This is a genomic window from Methylocaldum sp. (genome assembly GCF_035627495.1).
Lineage (GTDB): Bacteria > Pseudomonadota > Gammaproteobacteria > Methylococcales > Methylococcaceae > Methylocaldum.
Map to the genome: position 1 here is coordinate 1 of NZ_DASPLO010000086.1, position 22,669 is coordinate 22,669.

Annotated in this window: 18 protein-coding genes; all 18 read left to right on the plus strand. The window is 55.4% G+C overall.

Annotation, left to right across the window (positions count from 1 at the left end; translation table 11 throughout):
* The first annotated feature begins 439 nt into the window (after positions 1-439).
* Complete coding sequence (locus VEB01_RS07470) at positions 440-1,348, plus strand: glycosyltransferase (RefSeq protein ID WP_324874198.1); 909 nt, start codon at positions 440-442, stop codon at positions 1,346-1,348.
* 57 nt (positions 1,349-1,405) lie between these two features.
* Positions 1,406-3,769, plus strand: a complete 2,364-nt coding sequence (locus VEB01_RS07475) for an FG-GAP repeat domain-containing protein (protein WP_324874200.1) — start codon at positions 1,406-1,408, stop codon at positions 3,767-3,769.
* Positions 3,770-3,801: 32 nt separating this feature from the next.
* Positions 3,802-4,812: a UDP-glucose 4-epimerase GalE gene (gene galE / locus VEB01_RS07480; protein ID WP_324874201.1), complete on the plus strand. Its 1,011-nt coding sequence runs from the start codon at positions 3,802-3,804 to the stop codon at positions 4,810-4,812.
* Positions 4,784-5,692 (plus strand): ABC transporter permease, encoded by a 909-nt coding sequence (locus VEB01_RS07485; protein ID WP_324874203.1) that lies wholly within the window; start codon positions 4,784-4,786, stop codon positions 5,690-5,692. The genes galE and VEB01_RS07485 overlap by 29 nt, the downstream gene beginning before the upstream one ends.
* 66 nt (positions 5,693-5,758) lie before the next feature.
* On the plus strand, positions 5,759-7,033 hold the full coding sequence (locus tag VEB01_RS07490; protein WP_324874205.1) for an ABC transporter ATP-binding protein: 1,275 nt from the start codon (positions 5,759-5,761) through the stop codon (positions 7,031-7,033).
* A 142-nt stretch (positions 7,034-7,175) separates the two neighbouring features.
* Positions 7,176-8,441 (plus strand): phytanoyl-CoA dioxygenase family protein, encoded by a 1,266-nt coding sequence (locus tag VEB01_RS07495; protein ID WP_324874207.1) that lies wholly within the window; start codon positions 7,176-7,178, stop codon positions 8,439-8,441.
* A 13-nt stretch (positions 8,442-8,454) separates the two neighbouring features.
* Positions 8,455-10,332 carry a glycosyltransferase gene (locus VEB01_RS07500; protein ID WP_324874209.1) on the plus strand — a complete coding sequence of 626 codons (1,878 nt, stop codon included), beginning with the start codon at positions 8,455-8,457 and terminating at the stop codon, positions 10,330-10,332.
* 69 nt (positions 10,333-10,401) lie between these two features.
* Positions 10,402-11,349 carry a glycosyltransferase gene (locus tag VEB01_RS07505; RefSeq protein ID WP_324874211.1) on the plus strand — a complete coding sequence of 316 codons (948 nt, stop codon included), beginning with the start codon at positions 10,402-10,404 and terminating at the stop codon, positions 11,347-11,349.
* Positions 11,350-11,374: 25 nt separating this feature from the next.
* Positions 11,375-12,370: a glycosyltransferase gene (locus VEB01_RS07510; protein ID WP_324874212.1), complete on the plus strand. Its 996-nt coding sequence runs from the start codon at positions 11,375-11,377 to the stop codon at positions 12,368-12,370.
* Between the two features lie 209 nt (positions 12,371-12,579).
* The gene (locus tag VEB01_RS07515) at positions 12,580-14,460 is read left to right on the plus strand and encodes a phosphotransferase (protein WP_324874214.1); all 1,881 of its coding nucleotides are present in this window, start codon (positions 12,580-12,582) and stop codon (positions 14,458-14,460) included.
* A 450-nt stretch (positions 14,461-14,910) separates the two neighbouring features.
* Positions 14,911-16,221, plus strand: coding sequence for a Gfo/Idh/MocA family protein (locus tag VEB01_RS07520; protein WP_324874216.1), 1,311 nt, complete (start codon positions 14,911-14,913; stop codon positions 16,219-16,221).
* A 15-nt stretch (positions 16,222-16,236) separates the two neighbouring features.
* A complete protein-coding gene (locus tag VEB01_RS07525) occupies positions 16,237-17,385 on the plus strand; it encodes an NAD-dependent epimerase/dehydratase family protein (RefSeq protein WP_324874218.1) in 1,149 nt (382 codons plus the stop codon).
* A 9-nt stretch (positions 17,386-17,394) separates the two neighbouring features.
* Positions 17,395-18,300: a glycosyltransferase family 2 protein gene (locus VEB01_RS07530; RefSeq protein ID WP_324874220.1), complete on the plus strand. Its 906-nt coding sequence runs from the start codon at positions 17,395-17,397 to the stop codon at positions 18,298-18,300.
* 74 nt (positions 18,301-18,374) lie between these two features.
* On the plus strand, positions 18,375-19,406 hold the full coding sequence (locus VEB01_RS07535) for a glycosyltransferase family 2 protein (protein ID WP_324874221.1): 1,032 nt from the start codon (positions 18,375-18,377) through the stop codon (positions 19,404-19,406).
* A 153-nt stretch (positions 19,407-19,559) separates the two neighbouring features.
* On the plus strand, positions 19,560-20,300 hold the full coding sequence (locus tag VEB01_RS07540) for a methyltransferase domain-containing protein (RefSeq protein WP_324874223.1): 741 nt from the start codon (positions 19,560-19,562) through the stop codon (positions 20,298-20,300).
* Between the two features lie 5 nt (positions 20,301-20,305).
* Positions 20,306-21,331, plus strand: coding sequence for a polysaccharide deacetylase family protein (locus tag VEB01_RS07545; RefSeq protein ID WP_324874225.1), 1,026 nt, complete (start codon positions 20,306-20,308; stop codon positions 21,329-21,331).
* A 123-nt stretch (positions 21,332-21,454) separates the two neighbouring features.
* On the plus strand, positions 21,455-22,459 hold the full coding sequence (locus VEB01_RS07550) for a glycosyltransferase family 2 protein (protein WP_324874227.1): 1,005 nt from the start codon (positions 21,455-21,457) through the stop codon (positions 22,457-22,459).
* 80 nt (positions 22,460-22,539) lie between these two features.
* Positions 22,540-22,669, plus strand: a 130-nt coding sequence (locus VEB01_RS23065; RefSeq protein WP_414675432.1) for a glycosyltransferase family 2 protein, incomplete at its 3' end; no start/stop codon positions are given.

Here is a 22,669-nt window from a genome sequence, read left to right on the forward strand (position 1 = left end):
CTCCGCAAGGCTGGGCAACGCACCGTCGAGGCGATTGGGGACGCCATCGGCGAACTGTTGAATCAGCTGACTCCGGCCGAATGCACGAACTACTTCCGGAACGCCGGTTATGCCGTATAGCCGACGTGAAAATGCTCTAGCATCTGTTCGCCAATCTGGCGCAACTGGACGGCCATGCTCTATAGCCTGTGCTGTTTGCCCAAGGTGCACCCAACAGTGGTGTATTCAGGATAAAACAAGCTCTCAAGGCAAGAGCAAGACCGAAACTGCAGCAGAGTTTGATGTCCATTCCCCATCTGTTGAGCTGATTCTCTGATAGATGGGGCGACGTGCTCTTTAGATAGGTTTAATAAAGGTGGGAGTATGTTATTTCACGTATGAAAGCTTAGGATCGATATCTATTAATGTGACAACCAATTATTAGATTAAGGTAATTAAAATGCGAGAGCCAAAATCCCCATCCATAAGCGTATATATCCCTACAAGAAATCGGCCAACCCTTCTGGATCGTGCATTACGATCACTCTGTAGTCAAGCATACATGAGCTTTCAAGTTGTCGTTTGTGATGATGCCTCTACGTGCTCCCTAGAGCACATTCATACTAAATACAAAAACTCCTTTGACAGCTTGATCTGGCTTCGTAACGAGCAACCGATGGGAGCATGCAATGCGAGGAATAAAGCTATTGCCGCTGCCGATGGATACTATGTGACGGGTTTAGATGATGACGATGAGTTTTTACCGAACCGACTTTCCTTGTTTCTCGAATTCATAAATAAAACGTATGGCTCATTTCTTTGCTCAAACAATATCTACCATGAGGTTAGCAGCGACGAATATATTGATACCAAGTATAAGCCAGGCTCAATATATCTTGGTGAGCTATGCCGCAAGAATACCGTTGGAAATCAGGTCTTTGTGGAGCGGCAGAAGATTCTTGATGTCGGTGGATTCGATTCGAGTTTCAAATCATGGCAAGATTATGATCTCTGGTTTCGGCTGATTGAAGCTCATGGGCCGGCATTAAGAATACGTGAGCCAACACAGATCGTTCATGCAGACTTTTCCACCCAACGGATAAGTAACTCCAGGAATGGTGCAGGTTATAGGATGTTTATCAAGAAGCACTCGGCACATCTTTCAAGAACAGATCGCATTCACTTGATGGTGTGCGACATGGAAAACCGCCATCAAACGCCAAGCATAAGCGATATTATTAGGATTTTTGGCTCAAACAGTTACCTGCTAGGAATTCGCCTTTTGTTGAAGTATCACACACCTTTTGCAAAACAAGCCTATAGAAGATTTATTACGGGGGTGCAAGCTAAGAAGGTTATCGGCGGATAACTGCTTGGGGAATTTTATGGCTTATGCTCATCGACGAAGCTATGGGTGAATTAAAAAATGTCTGGAATCGGTAGGCTTGAATTAATCTTTTCGCTGGCAGCAGTTATGATCTGCGCCACGTCGGGCGCAGACGTTGTTCAAGGAAATATGGCCTCTGCACCTATTCAATGGACTCATATTTCGAGTAAAGCGGGTGGCATTCCGGTTCCCGGTCCGGCTAATGAGCAAACGGCGAGCATGGTTCTGGATGTGAATAATGATGGCCTCAATGACATTGTTATCGGCAGCCGGAAAAAAGGGCCATCGATCGTCTGGTATCGGCGAGAGGCAGCCGGATGGACAAAAAATGTGATCGATAGTAGTCCCTTGGCCATAGAAGCTGGGGGAGCGTCGTTGGACATCGATGAGGACGGAGACTTGGATATTATCTTTGGAGCGGATTCGTCCGACAACAGGATATGGTGGTGGGAAAATCCCTATCCCAACTATGAACCGAATATTCCGTGGACCCGTCGGGAAATTAAGAATTCCGGCGGTAATAAGCATCACGATCAGGTTGTCGGAGATTTCGATGGCGACGGAAAGCCTGAACTCGCTTTTTGGAATCAGGGTGCGAGGAAACTTTTCGTTGCTGACATCCCGGAAGATCCCAAGAATAGCCAGTCTTGGCCATACAGTGAAATCTTCTCCTGGACATCCGGAGAGTATGAGGGTTTGGCCGCATTCGATGTTGATGGCGACGGCAAGCTAGACATCGTCGGCGGCGGCCGTTGGTTCAAACATACCGATGGAGTCCATTATGCCGCCAACGTAATTGACGGCAGCCAAAGCTTTTCTCGTGCTGCTGTCGGCCAGCTTAAGAAAGGTGATTGGCCTGAAGTGGTTTTCGCAGCTGGGGATAGTGTGGGCCGGCTGAAATGGTATGAGTGGACGGGCAAGGAATGGCTAGGGCATGAGCTCTTGGATAGAGATGTGGTTCATGGCCACAGCCTGCAAATCGCAGATATCGACGGTGATGGAAACTTGGATATCTTTTGTGCAGAAATGCGACAGTGGTCCAGTAACAAAGATGATCATCCCGATGCCAAGATGTGGGTATTTTTCGGCGATGGAGAAGGCCAGTTTCGAAAAATGGAGACGGCGTCCGGGTACGGAAACCACGAGACAAAAGCCGCTGATCTGGATGGTGACGGGGATATCGATGTTTTGAGCAAACCCTATATATGGGAGACTCCGCGGCTTGATATCTGGCTCAACAACGGGATAAAGAATGACAAAGGCAAGTTGAGTCTGGACAAATGGCAGCGCCACGTCGTGGATACTGACAAACCCTGGCGGGCAGTCTTTATTTCCTCGGCCGATGTGGACGGCGATAGTAAGAAGGATATCGTTACGGGTGGATGGTGGTACAAGAATCCGGGAAAGCCCGGCGGCAGTTGGGAGCGTCATACCATTGGTGCTCCGCTCAACAACATGGCGGCCGTGTACGATTTCGATGGTGATGGTGATCTGGATATCCTGGGGACCGAGGGAAAAGGCTCGGAAGCGAATGCCAAGTTCGTCTGGGCACGTAACGATGGGGGCGGACGATTTTCCTTGTTCAGCCTAAAAAATATTCCAGCCGTTGACGGCGATTTTTTGCAGGGAGTCGCGGTGGCCCGTTTCCGCAATCTGGGTCCTGTCGAGGTGGCGCTGTCCTGGCATCGGTCGGGCTACGGAATACAGACGTTAACGGTTCCTCATCGGCCGGATCGGGATACGTGGATCTCGCGGAAGCTTTCCCGTACGTCACAAGACGAACAATTGAGCGTGGGCGACATCGACCACGACGGCGCAATCGATCTACTACTGGGAACCCAATGGCTGTGTAACGGATGTCCACAATATCCGGAGTCGGCCAGAGCCCTCGACCGAACCTTGGGAACCGGCTGGCTGAGTTGGACAGCTCAGTCCCTCGCTAACACACCGGAGAAGCCCGACCGCAACCGCTTGGCTGACGTGAATGGTGATGGACGTTTGGATGCAGTGGTCGGGTTCGAAGCTATCAATGTTCCCGGCAAGCTCGCGTGGTACGAGCAATCCGGTTCAGCCACTGATCTCTGGACTGAGCATGTGATCGCAAACGTGGTCGGGCCGATGAGCCTTGATGCTATCGATATGGATGGAGATGGCGATATTGATATTGCCGTCGGCGAGCATAATCTCAAGAATCCCACCACTGCCAAGTTACACATCTTCGAGAATGCCGATGGGAAAGGCACTACCTGGATTCCCCATCTGGTGCATGTGGGGGATGAACACCATGATGGTGCCGTCACCATTGATATTGATGACGATGGTGACCTCGATATTATTTCTGTCGGTTGGAGCCACGGCCAGGTACTAGTGTACGAAAATAAGGCTATCGACGGCGTCAAATAGGACAGCTTTGGTGGCAACAGGGAGTTCGTCGAATGGAAAAGGCTATTCTCGTAACGGGCGGAGCGGGGTATATCGGCAGTCACACCGCCAAGGCTCTGAGCCAGGCGGGTTATCTGCCAATCACGTTTGATAATCTGGTTTACGGCCACAGCTGGGCCGTGCGATGGGGACCGTTATTCGAGGCGGACCTTGCCAATACGACTGCTCTCCAACAGGTGCTCCGGGACTACAAGGTGGAAGGCGTGATTCATTTCGCCGCTTATGCCTATGTGGGCGAATCCATGGCCCATCCGGAAAAATACTTCCGCAATAATGTGGTCAATACCCTGAATCTGCTCGAGGCCATGCAAGCGGCGGGTATTCGCAGCATTGTATTCTCTTCAACCTGCGCGACCTATGGTCTCCCTGGTGAGACTCCCATTCCGGAGGACCACAGGCAGCACCCGATCAATCCCTACGGCGAATCGAAATTGTTCATTGAGCGTGTCCTTCATTGGCACCATGTGGCTCACGGATTGTGCTACGCGGCTCTACGGTACTTCAATGCGGCAGGGGCGGATCCCGACGGCGAAATCGGCGAGGACCATGATCCGGAAACCCATCTGATCCCATTGGCGATCGAGACTGCCTTGGGTAAGCGGAACTGTTTGGACATCTTCGGAACGGATTACCCCACACCCGATGGGACTGCGATTCGCGATTATATCCATGTGACGGACCTCGCCACGGCCCACGTTAGGGCTCTGGAGAAACTTTTGGCAGGGAGCGGGGGCTTTTGCGTGAACCTGGGCACCGGCCAGGGACACTCCGTAAGACAAGTGGTCGAGACGGTAAAAGAGATCGGAGGACGCGAAGTTGTCGTTCGCGAGAGTCCTCGCCGCCCGGGCGATCCGCCGATTCTCGTTGCGGCACCGACGCGGGCCGGGCAACTGCTGGATTGGTATCCTCGCTATTCCGATCTATCGACAATCATCAAGACGGCGTGGGATTGGCATGAGCGGCAAAGGAGAGAAAATGAATCGCCACGCACTATCCGCAACTAGCGGCGGCACCGATTCGGAAATAAAGGATTCCGGCGAGCCATCGTTGCATCTTCTTACGAACACGCCGGAACTCGTGATCAAACCGGGATATTCGAGCACCCAGTACTGGAAGGATCTGTGGCATTACCGGGAGTTACTCTATTTTCTTTGCTGGCGCGACCTGATCGTACGATACAAACAAACTGCGATTGGCGTCGTCTGGGCACTGATAAGACCCTTATTAACCACATTGGTGTTTACTGTCGTTTTCGGTACTCTGGCAAAGTTGCCTGCCACCGGTGTGCCTTATCCACTAATGGTATTCGCCGGAATGCTGCCATGGCAGCTCTTCGCCAGCGCGCTAACGGATTCCAGCACCAGCCTGCTGAACAACTCCCACCTAATTTCAAAGGTCTATTTCCCGCGCCTGCTTGTTCCCTTCGGTGCGGTGGCTGTTACTCTCGTCGATTTTTCCGTATCCGCCATGCTCTTCATCACCATGATGATATGGTACGGCATCGTGCCGGACTGGCGGGTGGCGACACTGCCTATCTTCATTCTTCTTGCGCTCAGTCTTTCTTTAGGGGCAGGGTTGTGGTTCGCGTCGTTCAATGTGAAATATCGTGATTTCCGCTACATAGTGCCGGTTGTGATCCAACTTGGATTGTACATATCCCCTGTGGGATTCAGCAGGGAAGTCATTCCTGAACAGTGGCGTCTCTGGTATTCGTTAAACCCCATGGTAGCGGTCATCGACGGATTTAGGTGGGCGCTGCTCGGCGGTACACAGGATTTCTATCTGCCGGGGTTTTATTTGTCTTTAGGTATTGCCGTGTTCCTGCTGATAACCGGAATTTGGTATTTCCGCAGAGTCGAAGGCATGTTTGCCGACAAAATTTGACATGTGTCTGTCGCCGGCCCGCATAGGCCAAAGCGGCGTGAAGCTTCGGGGATTTGGAGAGAAGCAGTGTCCGACATCGTCATCCGAGTAGAGAACCTGGGCAAGAAATTTACCTTACGGCACCAACCGCAACGTACCGAATACACGACTCTCCGTGACACCATCAATTCCTCTTTCCGAACAGTAGGAAAACGCATTTGCGGACGGCATGACACCCAGCTAGCCGATAACACCCGGGAGGAGTTTTGGGCGCTGAAGAACGTATCGTTCGAAGTTCGGCGAGGGGATAAGCTCGGCATCATCGGTCCGAATGGTTCGGGCAAATCGACATTGCTGAAGATTCTGAGCCGTATCACGGAACCCTCCGTAGGTACGGCGCGAATCCGGGGTAAGGTGTCGAGCCTTCTGGAAGTCGGCACCGGTTTCCATCCCGAGTTGACCGGACGAGAGAATATTTATCTGAACGCGTCGATTCTGGGTATGACGAAGAACGATACCCGGAAGCGATTCGACGAGATCGTCGCTTTCTCGGAGGTAGAGAAATTTCTGGATACGCCGGTCAAGCGGTACTCATCGGGAATGTACGTCCGCCTGGCCTTTGCGGTGGCGGCACACTTGGAGCCGGAGATTCTGATTATCGATGAGGTTTTGGCGGTCGGAGACGCCAGTTTCCAAAAGAAGTGTTTGGGGAAAATGGACGACGTGGCTCGGGCAGGCAGAACGGTGCTCTTCGTGACGCACAATATGGGTGTAGTACAGACGCTTTGCCGGCGGGGAGTTTTGCTGAGCAAGGGTGCGATGATCGCGGACGGAACGGCCACCGAGGCGGTGACGGCCTACCTGGAGTTTCTGGAAAAGGCTTCCCTGCGCAATCTTGCCGAGCGTGCGGACCGCACGGGCAGGGGGCGGGTGCGGTTGTCGGGAATCGAGATCTCGACCGGTGAGTCGTTCGGGGAAACGACTCTGGCGACCGGCCGTCCGGCACGATTCGTCTTTTACGTGACCGGGAAACTGCCGGGATTATCTTGTGCCTTCACCATTTACGATCAGCTGGGCCAGCCCGTGACCTATTTTGATTCCACTCTGCACGGCCTCGAGGATGTGGTTGACGAAGAGGCGATATCGAGGTTCGTATGCGTCGTCGAGGAACTTTTACTGATTCCCGGGCAGTACCGAATCAATGCATCGCTGAGTTGTGACGGTGAGTGCGAGGATGACGTGAAGGGTGCCATATTTTTTCGGGTGGAGCAGGGCAAGGTACGGGCGCGGTCCATATCCGGTGAGCCCGGTTACGGGAGTGTCGCGATTCCGCACCACTGGATGGTACCAGCTTCGGCTTGATGAGTCGGGGGTCTTCTGCGAATTCCGAATGCGATTAGGCCAATACCAGGGTTTGAGGCAAATCCCACATACATCCGGGCAGAATCCACTTATGCCGAACCACAGCATTAGCGCGTTTACTGTAGGGCTAAATGGCAAATCTGTGATCCCAGCTTCGCAAATCGCGGGGCTCGTCAACCAGGGCGAAATCATTGTCGTCGAGAAGTGTCTTCAGGCTATTGCTTATTTGGAACCGGTGCGGGAAGCGACTCGGTCGGCATTGCATGTGGTTTTGGGGGAGGAGCGGGCGAGTTTGATCATGGCTAAAGGCTTCGAGTCCATCCACGAGTTCGTGGACTTGGAAGAGTTGCCGGAGATTCTGAACCACTGCTATGAGGCGTTCGGAGCACTGGCAAAGCCGTTCGTGACCGAGATAGCGAAGGAAATTCTGGGGGCAAAGCAGGGGGTTTACTTTGAGGAGTTTCCCAATATCCGGTTTCACGTTCCGTTCGATATCATTGTTACTAAAAAGGAAAAGTTCAAGGATTTCTTCTGGAACGGGAAGGTTACGGCTCATGGACCGCACCATGATAGCTGGTACTGTTGCCCGACGAATGCTGTAAACGTATGGATTGCACTGGGTAAAGTACACGCTGAGAATGGCCTGAATATTTTCCCTCGGGTCTTTGGCAAGCGACTTCGGTGCACGGCGGAGGGTAAGATCGTACCTGGGCAATATCTGGGGCCTCGAGTGTGTTTCGATCTGCAGCCGGGGGATGCGGTGATCTTTCGGGGCGAGCATCTGCACAGTTCCACCATTAACAGCACCGGAGCGACACGATACGTCCTGAGCCTGCGCTTGACCCTGGATAAACCCACGTTTCTCGGATATTCACCCTATAAGGAGGATTATGTATGGGCGGCCATGGATGCCGGATGGTGGTCCCGCCTACGTGAAATCTGGGCGAATGGATGGCGGATCGTACGGAAGAAGGCCCGAGAGATCGCCCGTCGGGGCAAACCGATACGCTATCTTGTTTCCGCAGAAGAAATCGAGCAGTGCGACGATACGGCGGCGGATTTTCCTGCCTGCCTTTCGGTTCAAGAAGTGTGGGTGGGCGGGCAGAGTACGCTTCTTTTCGAATCTGAAGCTCTGGGGATTGGAGAAATCAGGCCGCTCACGGCGAGGACTTGCATCGCCCGTCCTCGTACTGATGTTGTGATTGTGTTCGATCGGTTTTGTCCTCATGAAGGTGCGGATTTGGCTGGCGGATGTTTGGAAGGGGAGCGAGTGTATTGTCCGTGGCACAACCTCCCGGTGAATCTACAGGATGGTAAGAGTCCCTGCCGATCATTGAGATCGTTGAATGTCCACCGCTATGTGCCAGGCCATTCGGTGCGGGAATGGGTGGCGGCAAACAGGAGTTGATTGGATCGGAGGGATGATGAAGGCGCTGATAGTAGGGTGGTTCAGTTTTGAGCAGGGGCACGCGACGGCTGGCGATTTGCTGTCGAGAGACATGGCTTGCGATTGGCTCGGACGGGCCGGACTCCGATACGACGTTGCACTTGCTCCACCATTCGAGGGCGGTGTCGACTGGCGTTGCGCGGATCCGGCCGAGTATTCCCACGTTGTGTTCGTCTGCGGGCCTTTCGAACAAGGCGAGCTGGAGTCCGAATTCCTGACTCGCTTTGCCGGATGCCGGTTGATCGGACTCAACCTCACGATGTTAACGCCGCTCAATGCATGGAACCCTTTCGACTTCCTGATCGAAAGAGACAGTTCGGTCGATGTGCATCCCGACTTGGTTTTCGCTGCGGCTCAGCCCAAGGTGCCAGTGGTTGGCGTGTGCCTAGTTGAACCCTATCCGGGTGCTATCGATCATCTGGCGGTTGATGCCATCAATCGACTCTTGGAGGCTCGGGAGCTATCTCGAGTCGACATAGACACGCGGCTGGATCGCAACGGCACGGGGCTGCGCAGTCCGGCCGAGATCGAGTCCTTGATTGCCCGGATGGATGTACTCGTGACGACGCGCCTGCACGGCACTGTTTTAGCACTGAAGAACAGTGTGCCGGTGCTGGCGATCGATCCCGAGGCGGGCGGGGCGAAGATCAAGCGACAGGCCGACAAGATTCGGTGGCCGGTGATCTTCGTTGCGGACTCCTTGGATGACCACCAACTCCAGGCTGCCTTAGATTACTGTCTGACGGAAGAGGCGCGGCAGAAGGCCAAGGATTGTGCTGAACGCGCCAAGCGAATAGTGGCTGAGATGGAGCAGGAGTTCATCGCCGTGCTGTCCGGTTCAAGCGGCATGGAACGGCGGTTCGCCGAGCGAACGAGCGCGCTGGTTTCGGTCGTCATCCCCTGCTACAACCAGGCATCCTTCCTGAGGGAAGCGATCGAAAGCGTGCTGGCGCAGACCTATCGAAATTTCGAGATCATCGTGGTGGATGATGGCTCGATCGACGATACCGCCGAAGTCGCCGCGCACTATCCCGAGGTACGTTGTGTCCGGCAGCACAATCAAGGGCTCGCTGCCGCCCGCAACAGCGGTATTCTCGAGAGTTCAGGACCATACCTGGCATTCCTCGACGCCGATGATCGGCTCACGCCGACTGCTCTTCAGTCGGGTGTGAACTGCCTGCACGCGCATCCGGAATGCGCTTTCGTATCCGGCCACTACCGTTACATCAATAAGGACGGGTCCTTGCTCAACGAATATCGTCCGGAGGCGGTCACCAAAGATCGTTACCTGGCTTTGCTGCAGGGGAATTACATTGGCATGCACGCCACCGTCCTGTATCGGCGCTCAGCCTTGGAATCGACGGGAGGTTTCGACAGGTCCCTCCGGGCCTGCGAGGACTACGATCTGTATCTGCGAATTGCCAGGCAATTTCCGGTCCATCGCCACCATGAGATGGTGGCGGAGTATCGCTGGCACGATTCGAATATGACCTGGGATTCCGAGCGGATGTTGAGTTCCGCCCTAGCGGCGCTGGGAAAGCAGTGGGAATACGTTCGAGAGAAACCTGAATATCTGGAGGCTTATAAGCGGGGCATTCAGTTTTGGCGGAATTACTTTGGCAGATCCCTTTGGAAGAGACTTGCCGCGGACGTGAAACACCGACGCTGGCGGGCAGTATCGAAGAATCTTCGACTTACAGCGGACTTCGTTTCTCCATTTCTGGCGGCCCTGCTGATGCAAAGAGGCATCACTCCGTATCGAGCCACAGCAAAGCCCTCGGCTGTAAAGCCATCTAGACCGCTGATCGAAGATTCCCATTCCCATAAACCGAGATCAGCAACGGATCCCTAAGGGCACCGCAATCACTATACAGCCAAGCTACCACTACCCCGTTTCTCCAAGCCGAAGGTCACCACAATCATGAAAGTCAGCGTCATCGTGATGACATATAACCACGAAGGCTTTATTGAAAAGGCGCTCGATAGTGTCCTTATGCAAAAAACAGCCTTCGATTACGAAATCCTCGTCAGTGAAGATTGCTCGACTGACGGAACCCGCGAGATCGTACTCGGATATCAGCAGAGATACCCCGAAAGATTCCGGTTACTGCTTTCGGAAAAAAACATACGCAGCAATGCCGTGGTCACCCGGTGTGTCAATGCCGCGAGGGGCGAGTATGTCGCTCTACTGGATGGTGACGACTATTGGACCGCTTCGGACAAGCTGCAAAAGCAAGCAGACTTCCTGGATCGACATCCGGAGTGCTCGTTGTGCTTTCACAACGCCCAAGTCATCTACGAGAACGACAGCCGTCCGCCTCGCAACTGGACACCGGATGATCAACCGGAGTTTTCCGATCTGGAAGACATATGGATGGGGAACTTCATTGCCACCTGTTCGACGATGTTCAGACGTGCTCCACTGGGCGAAGTCCCGGACTGGTACGACAATTTTTTTCCGATCACGGACTGGCCGCTCCACATCCTGAACGCCGAACGGGGAAAAATCGGGTATATCGGCGAGGTCATGGGCGCCTATCGCTACCATACCGGAGGCCTTTTTTCGCCTTACAGCGAAATAGAGAAGCAGTACAAGATCCTGGAGTTCCTCAGGAAAATGAACCAGTGCCTGCACTATAAATACGACGATCTTGCCCGGACATCGATCTCGAAGTATTTTTTCGAGTGGGCCGAGGAATACGAAAATCGCGGAGATTATCCGCGAGCGAGGGAATGCTTCAGGGTTTTTCTGAGCGGCAAGCCGGTCAACAAATATGTCCCGTGGCGAAGGGCACTGAAATTGGATCTCAAGATTCATCTGCTCGGTCTATTCAAGAACAACAAGACCAATCAACCGGAAACGGTGTAACCGGGATTGCCGTAAGCGTGAGCTTATGAATGAAGCAGGTCCTCATCGACCGCGGATCGCGTCCGTACCCGACAACGTGTGCCGCCCCCTCTGGTCCGTGATGATTCCCGCTTACCACTGCGCTTCGTATTTGCGGGCAACCTTGCAGAGCGTGCTGGCGCAGGACCCTGGGTCGGACCGCATGCAAATCGAGGTCGTCGACGATTGCTCGACCTGGGATGACCCAGAGGCGGTCGTGAAAGAGATTGGCCAAGACCGGGTCGGCTTTTATCGTCAGCCGGAAAATGTCGGCGTTGCGCGTAATTTCGCCACATGTCTCCAGCGAGCACGAGGGAAGCTTGTTCATTTGCTGCACGGCGATGATCATGTCCTGCCGGGGTTCTACCGGAAGCTGGGTGAGGCTTTTGAAGCGCGCTCGGAGGTGGGCGCCGCTTTCTGCCGCCATCTGTTCATCGATCAGGACGGAAAATGCCTTAGTGTTTCCGATCTCGAGCAACCGGTGAGCGGGATTCTGGAGAACCAGCTCGTGCGATTGGCCGCCGAGCAGCGCATCATGACTCCATCCATCGCGGTCCGGCGGGAAGTGTACGAGCGCCTGGGCGGATTCGATTACCGTCTGATCTGCAGCGAGGACTGGGAAATGTGGGTCAGAATCGCGGCCCATTACCCGGTGTGGTATGAGGTGGAGCCTCTGGCTGCCTATCGCATGCACATGAACTCCAACACCGGCCGTCATCTGCGAACGGGGGAGGACATGCGTTATACCCGGCTGGCCATCGACATGTTCGAATCGTATCTGCCCAAGGAAATTGCGGCGAGCACTTGCCGGCGTGCCAGGCAAACCTACGCGCTGGCGGCCTTGCAAACGGCAGGCGCTATGCTCGAAGCCCGGGACTGGCAGGCCATGGCGGTCCAGATGCGGGAGGCCCTGGGGTTCAGTCGTTCGTCGAGAGTCCTGCGGCAAGCGCTGAAGCTTCTGATTCGCGCAGCGCCCAAGATAGCGGGCGTGAGCGGAACGTAAATGCTCACAGACTGAAGTACTCTTGCTCCTAACTGGGCCCGCAAGGCGGCTTCGCCGAGCCAGCCGATCGTATACCACTTCTGTGGAAACTGTCGTCGCAGCCTGCTTCATGGCATACGCGAAGGTAAGCCTGCTTTATAGTTGCAAATAGAAACTACCGCACGCGAAGGCAAAGGAGTTTCCTGATGGGCGGACGTCCACTGGTTACGGTGATTGTTCTTATCGACGGTGGCGAACGGTACCTCAACGAGGCGATCGAAAGCGTTCTCGCTCAGACCTACGACAACTGGGAGTTGCTCCTGGTTGGCGATGCAGCGGAGGCCCGGAAAGTCATACTGCCAGAGACCTCCCACGCCGGCAGGATTCGGTATCTCGAGCGCCCCTTCAGCGGGAACAAAGGATCGAACCAGGTTCGCCGCTTTGAGTCATCGCACATCCGTGGCGAGTTTCTTGCCTTCATTGATCCCAATGACGTGTGGCTACCAGGCAAACTGCAGGAACAGTTGGAAGCGTTTGAAGCTAATCCGGAGGCGGCCGCGGTCTACGGCCGGACGTTGATCTGGTTAAGTTGGGCGAATGCTCCGGGCATGGATGGCGTGGACTACTTTTGTGAAACAGGTGTCCCATTGAACACCCTCGTGCAGCCGCCCGAACTGGTCTTGCTTGCTCTGCAGAACCGGTTTCAGACAGCAACATTGAGCTGCACTCTTCTGCGGCGCTCTGTTTTGGAACTGGATGGGGGCGGTGGGCTCGAAGAGATCATTCAGGGCCGCTCAGGAAGAATGTCCTTTCTCGCGAAGGTGCAGCTCCAAGTTCCTGTATTCGTTGCCGATCAATGTTGGGTCAAGGAACGCCAGTCGCCAAGAGCGGCGGGTGTTATCACGGAAAGCGAAAATGAGGCCGGGGAGCGATTACGCTTTTTGAGGGATTTTAAAGCTGATATCTCAAGACGCGGAGCGGTAGATCCAAGAGTGTCCCAGACATTAGAGCACGAACTAAAGACGCACGATGTCGACGCCGTTAAGAACCTGGTTTTGACTGAATTTCCTCATTTTGAGGTCCTCGAACTGAGCTTTCTGGGCGAAGGAATAAACAATCTAGTTTACCGGATCAACGAGGAATATATTTTCCGATTCCCGAAGCATCCAAAAGCTAGGCAAGCATTAACAATTGAGTGTCGTTTGTTGAAGCTGGTTTCCGCGCGAGTCGAGTTAGCAATTCCCCGAGTCGAATTCATCGCTGCCGCTAGGCCCTCCTCAATCATCTCTGTTGAGAAGCAACAGAAAAGCGGAGTGAAGCGCTTCAAGCAAGTTCTCCGGTATTTGTATGATATCGGGAGCTCAGGTCTACTGAGATCTCGGCCGGAAAGCATCGTGGAAACTCCTTTCGTGGGTTACCGAGAAATTAAAGGCAGCTTTCTCTACCCTGACTTTGTCGCGCAGACCACAACCGAACTTCGTGAAGGCATCGCGAAGCAGATCGGGTGCTTCCTAACCGGCCTGCACTCCGTAACGATCGCAGACGCCCTCGCCGCCGGAGCGAGCGAACAGCGTTTTGATGGACGATACTACCGTTTTCACTACGCCCTTTTCGAGAAACACGGATTTCAGGAGCTAACTCCGGATGAACAAAAGCGCACGCGGCAATTGTTTAGCGATGTTCTCGGGCCGGAGGGCTCCTGTCGCTATCGTCGCTGCTTGCTCCATGGCGATTTCAATTGGGACCACGTGCTTTTTGACGCAGCCGACAAAAAGGTCGTTGGCATTATTGACTTCGGCAGCTTGTTCATTGGCGATCCCATGTACGATTTTGTTCCGCTCTGGTTGAAGTATGGTGACGATTTCGTCCGCCTTATTTTGATCCACTATGGTTGCCAGAACATTCCGCAGGCCCTTCGGAAGATTCAGTTGCTGCACTGCTGCGATTGCCTAGCCGAGATCGACCGTGCGTCAAAACAGAGCAATCACGCATCGTGGGAAGCGGGCTGGAGGCTCTTTCGGACCCTGATTTCTGCCCTCGGACAACGCGAGCGGCCGAGCTTGGAAGCCCACGTCGTCCCACGCTCCAAGCCCACGGCGGAACATTCCTAAACCTCTGTCTGGACAACGCCTCTATGACTTTGATGAGGTGAGAGGGTTGGCGGAGGAGTTTCAGTTTACCGCTCATACTCGGGCGCGTGGCGGGGACGTGTCCAGGCCATCAAAAGAGAAGCCGGTTTCAAAGCGCGGCGCTGGGTCGTGGAACGCACTCATAGTAGGCTTAATCGGTTCCGCCGCATTCTGATCCGCTAGGAGAAGCGTACCAAGACTTACCTCGCTATGCTTCCCTTAGCCTTACGGAATAGGCTCTAATTCGAATGAGGACTAGGGATCGTATGAGGCGCAACTATGTGGACGCTATCGCAAGCTTGAAGTGGGTGATCATGACTGAATGTGAAGCCATTCATGCAGCAGTTATCAGCTACGATGCTGTGTCGCAGCATCATTATGCGTCGCTCATGGAGGTCGGACTTTATGGGCGCACGTAGCCCGCGGGGAATCATGAAGAGACTCCAGGCCCGTCTGAGCAGGAGGCGGGAGAGCGTGCTCGATTCCCTGCTTACTGGCCTGGACCGACTGGCCGGCACCACCGGACAATGGCCGGGAAGCCGCATGCGAGATCGGGCCGACGCGCCGGGCCCACGTACCCCCATTGCCATCGTCGGCTGCGGCTTCGTTGCCGATTTCTACGCGAGGACGCTTCCCCTCCATCCGGAGCTCGAACTGATCGGGGTCATGGATCGCGACGGCTCGCGCGCCGCACGGTTCGCCTCCCGCCATGGGACCGAGGTCTACCCGTCTTTGACGGCCCTTCTCGACGATCCCCGAGTCGAGGTGGTCGTGAACCTCACTAATCCCAAGAGCCACTTCGCCGTCTCCAGGGCTAGTCTTGAGGCGGGCAAGCATGTCTACTCCGAGAAGCCGCTCGCCATGGTTTTGGCCGAGGCAGAGGAACTGGTCGCTCTGGCCGAGGCACGAGGCCTCGTCCTCGCTTCGGCCCCTTGTAGCATCCTCGGCGAGTCCGCCCAGGCACTCGGAAAGGCGTTGCGTAGGGAAGCGGTTGGGCCAGTGCGGATCGTCTACGTCGAGATCGATGACGGTCCCATCCACAAGATGCATCCCGAGGAGTGGGCGAGCCCATCCGGGACCCCGTGGCCCTGGCAGGACGAGTTCGCCGTTGGCTGTACCATGGAGCACGCCGGCTACTACCTGACCTGGCTGGCCGCCTTCTTCGGCCCGGCTCGGTCGGTGACTGCCTTTTCCTCATGCCTGATTCCAGACAAACATCCTGAACTGTCCCCTGAGATCGCCGCTCCGGACTTCTCCGTGGCCTGCATCCGCTTCCACTCGGGCGTAGTCGCCAGGCTGACGTGCAGCATCGTCGCCCCGCATGACCATTCGCTGCGCATCATCGGCGACAAGGGAGTCCTGACCGTCGACGAGTGCTGGCACTATGGGGCTCCCGTGCGGCTCCGATGTTTCACCGCCCTGGGTCTTCGCGCCGAGACCTACCCTTGGCTCGGTCGTCACTGGCTGACCCGGGCTCTCTTTGGACTCAATGGCAGGCCGTACGGCCCAACGCCAAGACCGAGCTGGCGCTGCCGGCTGAGACGGCACGAGATGGATTACTGCCGAGGCATCGCGGAGCTCGCCGCCGCCGTACGTGAAGGCAGGCCCTGCCGACTGTCAGCCCGGTTCGCACTGCACGTGAACGAGATCGCCCTCGCGATCCAGCAGGCGCGGGAGACTGGCTCGTCCACCCCGATCCGGTCGAACTTTCCGCCCGTAGAGTTCCTCCTCGCCCCCTCCTGACCGGGCGAAACCCTTATGTTGAGAGTAGCCGTCCTTGGCGCGAACGGATTCATCGGCAGCAGAACGATCGAAATGCTGCATCTGGCCGGATTGGCAGAAGTCAGGCCGGTCGTGCGTACCGTTGCCGGTTTGGCCGGTTCGTCCCGCTTCGATCTGGAGGGCCGCGTGGCGGATGCCTTTGATCGAGCCGCACTGCGACGGGCCTTTGACGGATGCGAGGTGATTGTCCACGCGATCGCCGGTGACCGGAAGACGATCATCGAAACGGCGGGCACGGCTTATGAGGCCGCCGAAGAGGCCGGTGCGCGGCGGCTCGTTTATCTCAGCAGCGCCTCGGTTCATGGACAGGCCCCTGTTCCGGGCACTGACGAGGACAGTCCGCTGAGCGACCGTCAGCCCATCGACTACAACAACGCCAAGGTCCGGGCCGAACGAAAGCTGCTTTCGCTCCGGAAGCGTGGTTCGGTGGAGGTTGTTATCCTGAGACCCGGGATCGTCTTCGGTCCGCGTTCTTTTTGGATTACGAGTTTCGCGGATGACCTCTTGAGGGGCGAAGCCTACGTCATGGATGGTGGCCGCGGCATTTGCAACAGCATTTACGTCGATAACCTGATCCACGCCATTTTTCTCGCGATGAGTGCGTCGGGGGTTGACGGGGAGGCCTTTATCGTGGGTGACGATGAGGAGATTACCTGGGCGGATCTTTACCGCCCTGTTGCTGAGGCGTTGGGATTCAATTTGCAGCAAGTCCCTGATGCCGTCTACACCGATCCGCCTTTCTCCTGGAAGAAGGCCGCGAAGCAGATCTTGGCGGCTAGGCCTTCCCGAGCTGTCCTGGGCGTCATACCTGGCCGGCTACGCCGTGCTCTGCGCAGTCTGTTGACCGGACGTTCCCGACAGTTCTCACCTTGGTCCTTCCCTCACGCGCAGCAACCTTCTACCGGTCAGCCTGTCGCTACCCTTGAGAAAGCCATGCTCTATGGATGTCGGTACAAGCTGTCCGATGCCAAGGCGAGAGGCATGCTGGGGTATCGACCCATCGTCTCTTTCGCCGAAGGCTGCCGGCGCTCTGTCGGCTGGCTGGCCTTCACGGGATATCCGGTATGTGAGGTCAATTTCTCCCAAAGCCCGATACGAAGACATCGAAGGCTTATCGGTGGATAGGGCACGGCCATGAGTACGGATCCCTTGGTGTCGGGCATCGTGATCTTCCTCAACGCGGAGCAGTACATCGAAGAAGCGATTGCCAGCGTATTTGCTCAAACCCATCGGGATTGGGAATTATTGCTCGTCGACGACGGCTCGACGGACCGCAGCACGGCGATCGCAAAGAGATACGCCCAGGAATATTCGGGAAGAATCCGTTATATCGAACACGAAGGACATGCCAATCGCGGCATGAGCGCATCCCGAAATTTGGGGATTCGCCACGCGAGCGGTCAGTATATCGGGTTCCTCGACGCGGACGATGTCTGGCTGCCCGATAAGCTCGAGGAGCAACTCGCGATCTTCGCAAGATTTCCGCGAGCGGGAATGGTCTATGGATGGACGCTGATTTGGCACAGCTGGACAAAGCGGCTTGAAGACCAGGAGCTTGATCGTTTCTACGATCTAGGAGTCGAACCCGACACGCTCGTCCCCCCTCCGAAACTTCTCCCTCAATTGCTGGAAAATAAGGCGCAGACCCCGACCACGTGCAACGCGCTGCTGCGAGCTGACGTGTTCAAGGAGATTGGTGGATTCGAAGAGAGTTTTCGGGGCATGTACGAGGACCAAGTCTTTTTTGCGAAAGTGCACCTCAATACTCCCGTCTATGTTGCGGACCGCTGCTGGGCAAAGTACCGCCAGCATGCCGACAGCTGCAGTGCGGGTGATGAAGATTTGAACAGGTATTATGAAAGCCGCCGTCCGTTCCTTAGTTGGGTGGAGAGCTATGTGAGGCACAGCGGCTGCAGGGATGTCGAGGTGTGGCGGGTGATTCGAAGGGAGCTCTGGACATGCGAGCATCCTTTCTTAAGTGCCCGAGTGGAACGTTGCCGAGCCGCGTTAAGCGGTATTCGAAATAGTTTCAGGCTTTAGGAAGCGGTTAGCTGCTAGAGGTTACCCCAAATGCATGCTTCCACTAACCATTAACCTCTGACTTGGAATTACCGATGCATCAGCCGGCATTTAACACGATCGACTCTCCTCGGGTTTCCGTCGTGACCCCCTTTTTTAATTCGGAAAAGTATCTTGATGAGGCGATTCGGAGCGTCCTCTGGCAGACTTATGATAATTGGGAGCTCTTGTTGGTCGATGATGGATCGACGGATGGAAGTACCGCCATTGCGAGGCGCTACGCAGAACGCTATCCGGAGAGAATCATTTACCTGTGTCATGTGGGTTCCCGGAATCTCGGGAAGAGCATTTCCAGAAATCTCGGTATTCAAAAGGCCACGGGGAAATATCTGGCTTTTTTGGATGCCGATGATGTGTTCTTGCCTGAAAAGCTCGCCCGGCAGGTTGCCCTTCTCGAATCGCATCCGGATCTGGCCATGGTTTACGGGCCAACGCGTTATTGGCACAGTTGGTCGGAGCCGACGGGGAAGCGGGGCAGGGATTATCAGGGAAAGCTGGGAGTACGGCCGAACACAGTGTTCGGCCCTCCGACTCTCCTGACGCTGTTCCTTGATAATCCCGGCATGGTCCCCAGCATTTGCGGATTGCTGCTTCGAAGATCGGTCGTTATGGAGACGGGGGGATTCGAAGAACGTATCCACAACCTGTACGAGGATCAGGTCCTTCTGGCGAAGATTTGCTTGAGCGGAAAGGTGCTGGTGGACGGAGGCTGCTGGGATCTCTATAGGCAACATTCGGAGTCAAGTTCTTTTGCCGCAATTCACAGCGGCCAATATCATCCATTCCTACCCCATCCCGCACGACAGGCCTTTCTCGAGTGGCTTGGCCAGTATCTGCAAGCCCGGGGAAGCATGACGGATCCGGCTTTGCGAAAAGCGTTCGAAAAGGCTTGGTGGCCGTATCGTCATCCACGCTTGGCCAAAGCGATATTTGGGCTTCGTTATCGTCTCCGGCAGCTGACGAACCGGTTTTGGGGGCCTATCCGGACCTTGGTTTCTCGCCGGGACTTGGAGGATCTGACGAGTTTGCATGCCAGGCTCCGGACCGGAGGATTTCCTGAATCATAGCGGAAGGGGATTTTAGCTCCCTCCCTTGTAGCTACGGGAGAGGGCTGGGGTAAGGCGTGACAAGCCTCCGCGTTTAACATCACTTTGGATCGCGTCTTACTCTGAGGATTGGCTTGGTCTTTTTAGTAAAAAAGCACAACATGGAGATTGGGAATGCTATTCGCCAAAGATGGTTTGTTTGCGTTAGCCAGGTGGTTGAAAGGAATTTTGCCCGGTGCTGGGGGTATTCCGCCGGTGGGGTGGGTGCGTTTCGGCAGTCTGCGTCGTCTCACACCCCTTAGTAGGCACTTCGGCTACGATCGTGGTTTGCCGGTAGACCGCTATTACATCGAGAACTTCCTGGCTAGACATGCGCCCGATATTCGAGGCCGGGTGCTCGAGATCGGGGATGATTCTTATACCCGCCGATTCGGCGAAGAACGGGTCCAGCAAAGGGATATACTTCATGTCCATCCGGGAAATCCCACCGCCACGTTCGTCGCGGATCTGACCAACGCGGAGCAGATTCCTTCGGATGCGTTTGATTGTCTTGTGCTGACTCAAACGCTGCACCTCGTCTACGATCTCCGTGCTGCGCTGTCGACCATCTACCGTATCTTGAAGCCCGGAGGTGTGGTGCTCGCCACAGTGCCGGGAATCACACAGCGGAGCTGCGATGAATGGGCGTCCTACTGGTGTTGGGCATTTACCAGCCTGTCGGCGAGGCGCTTGTTCGAGGAGTTTTTTCCAGCTGACAGCGTCGAGGTCGAATCTCACGGGAATGTGTTGGCTTCCATCGCGTTCCTGCAAGGGATGGCCTACCAGGAGTTGAAGTCTAAGGAACTGGATTATCGCGATCCTCAATATCAGCTGTTGATCACGATCAGGGCGGTAAAGCCCTGTCCCGGAGCGTGACGGCCGTGGGTCCTCCCCGATGGCGCTCGGTCGGCCGTGCGATTCTCAGAAGGCTTTCCGCGAAAGCGGTGATTCTCATGTATCACCGCGTGGTGGATGTCGAGCGCGATCCTTGGGGACTTTGCGTCAGCCCAAAGAATTTCGCCGAGCACCTGGCCGTGTTGTGTCGGCGCGCCCATCCGATCAGCCTCAAGGAGTTGACTCGGTGTCATGGGAGGGGACGCGTGCCGAGGCGAGGGATCGTAGTCACCTTTGACGACGGTTATGCGGACAACCTTTATCAAGCGAAGCCTCTACTGGAGCGGTATCAAGTCCCGGCGACGGTATTCATAACGACAGGGCAGCTGGGTTCCGGGCGTGGGTTCTGGTGGGATGAACTGGAGAGAATCCTGCTTGAACCCCGACGTCTACCTTCGACGTTGCGCCTGGAAATCAACGACACAGCATTCGAATGGGAATTGGGAGCGGCTTCGGAGTACCGCGCGGAGGATGTCGACCGTGAGCGTGGACTTCGACCGTGGGAGGCCGAGCCCGGATCGCGTCTCGCCTTTTACTACTCGGTGTGGCGGCGTTTACGCTCGTTGACCGATGATATGCGCCGGCCTTTGCTCGATCGGCTAGCGGCCTGGGCATACGTCGAGCATGAAGCCAGCCCGCCAAGTCGTGCCATGGACATAGACGAGCTGCACCGGATCACTGATGGTGGATGGGTGGATATCGGTGCTCATACGGTGACTCATCCGTATCTTTCGGCCCATCCCATAGGCTTTCAAAAGGCCGAGATCGAAATGAGCAAGGCTCAACTGGAGCAGATCCTCGGTCGGCCCGTAGACAGCTTCGCCTATCCGTACGGCAACTACGGCCCTGAGAGTGTGCCCTTAGTATCCGCCACCGGCTTTCACTGTGCCTGTTCTGTTGTTCAGGATTCCGTCTGGTATCGAACCGACCGTTTTCGGTTCCCCCGGTTCTCCGTTGAAGACTGGAGCGGGGAGGAATTCGAGAAACGGCTTCTGCTCTGGTTGCATTCGTAGGGCGGGTTAGCGAAGCGTAGTCCACCGACTGGGGGATTACTTCATTGAATGAACATTGAATAAAACAGCACCACAGGACTCGGCTGCAGGCGGCGATCTAACCAGAAGACTACAGGCCATCTTATGAGCACAACGCCCCTCGTTTCTGCAATCACGATTTTCCTCAATGCGGAGGAATTTCTCGAACAGGCCATACAAAGCGTCCTGGCCCAGACCTATTCAAATTGGGAATTGTTGCTCGTCGATGATGGGTCGACGGATGGCAGCACTGCCATCGCTCAGCAATACGCCCGTCGATACCCGAATCGGATGCATTATCTGGAACATGAGGGGCATCGTAATCGCGGGATGAGCGCCAGCCGGAACCTGGGTGTCCGGAAAGCCAGCGGAGACCTGATTGCGCTGCTGGATGCCGATGATCTCTGGTTGCCGCAGAAACTGGAAAAACAGGTTGCTATTCTGCAAAGCCATCCCGAAGTAGGCATGGTTTACGGTTCGACGTTCATGTGGTACGGCTGGACTGGCAAGGCCGAGGACGCGCTGTCGGATCGTCGGCGGAAATTGGGCGTCGCAATGGATCGGATCGTAAAGCCGCCTGATCTGGCGGTGCTCTGCCTACAGGGGGAGGCGGAGACTCCGGGGACCTGCAGCGTCCTTATGCGACGCAGCCTTGTGGAGGGTGTCGGAGGGTTTGAAGAATCCTTCCGGAGTATGTTCGAGGATCAAGCGTTTTTCACCAAGGTCTTTCTTTCCGCCGCCGTGTTCGTGGAGAGCGGGTGTTGGGACAGGTATCGGCAACACTCCAAGAGCAGCTGTTACGTCGCGCAGGGCGACGGACGGTACGATCCGGTAGGACCTAACGCGAGTCAACGGATCTTTCTGGAATGGTTGGAAAGATACCTTCGGGAAAAGGATGTCGGGGACCCGGAGGTGAGTCGAGCACTCCGAACGGCCTTATTGCCTTACCGACAGCCTGGCGTGCATCTAGTAAAGCAATTGTTCCGCCGCTCATCGTGGCGATGCGCCGTGCGGGACTGGGCATGTGTTGTTCTGCCCGATTCGATCTACCGTCGCCTAGAAAAGTGGCGCAGCAATACGGTAAACCATCGGTCTTGGCGCCATCCATAGTAATCGTAAATATTGGTTTTCCAAAAATAACTTTAATTGCAACGAGGAAGAGCTACATGGCTATGGGGAATACATCTCTAATGTCAAGACCACTCGTTACGGTTGTTATCCCGGCCTTTAATGCGAGCCGGACCATTGCAGCCACGCTGGACAGCGTGGTTGCGCAGACCTACGACAATCTTGAAATTCTCGTCGTGGATGATGGCTCGA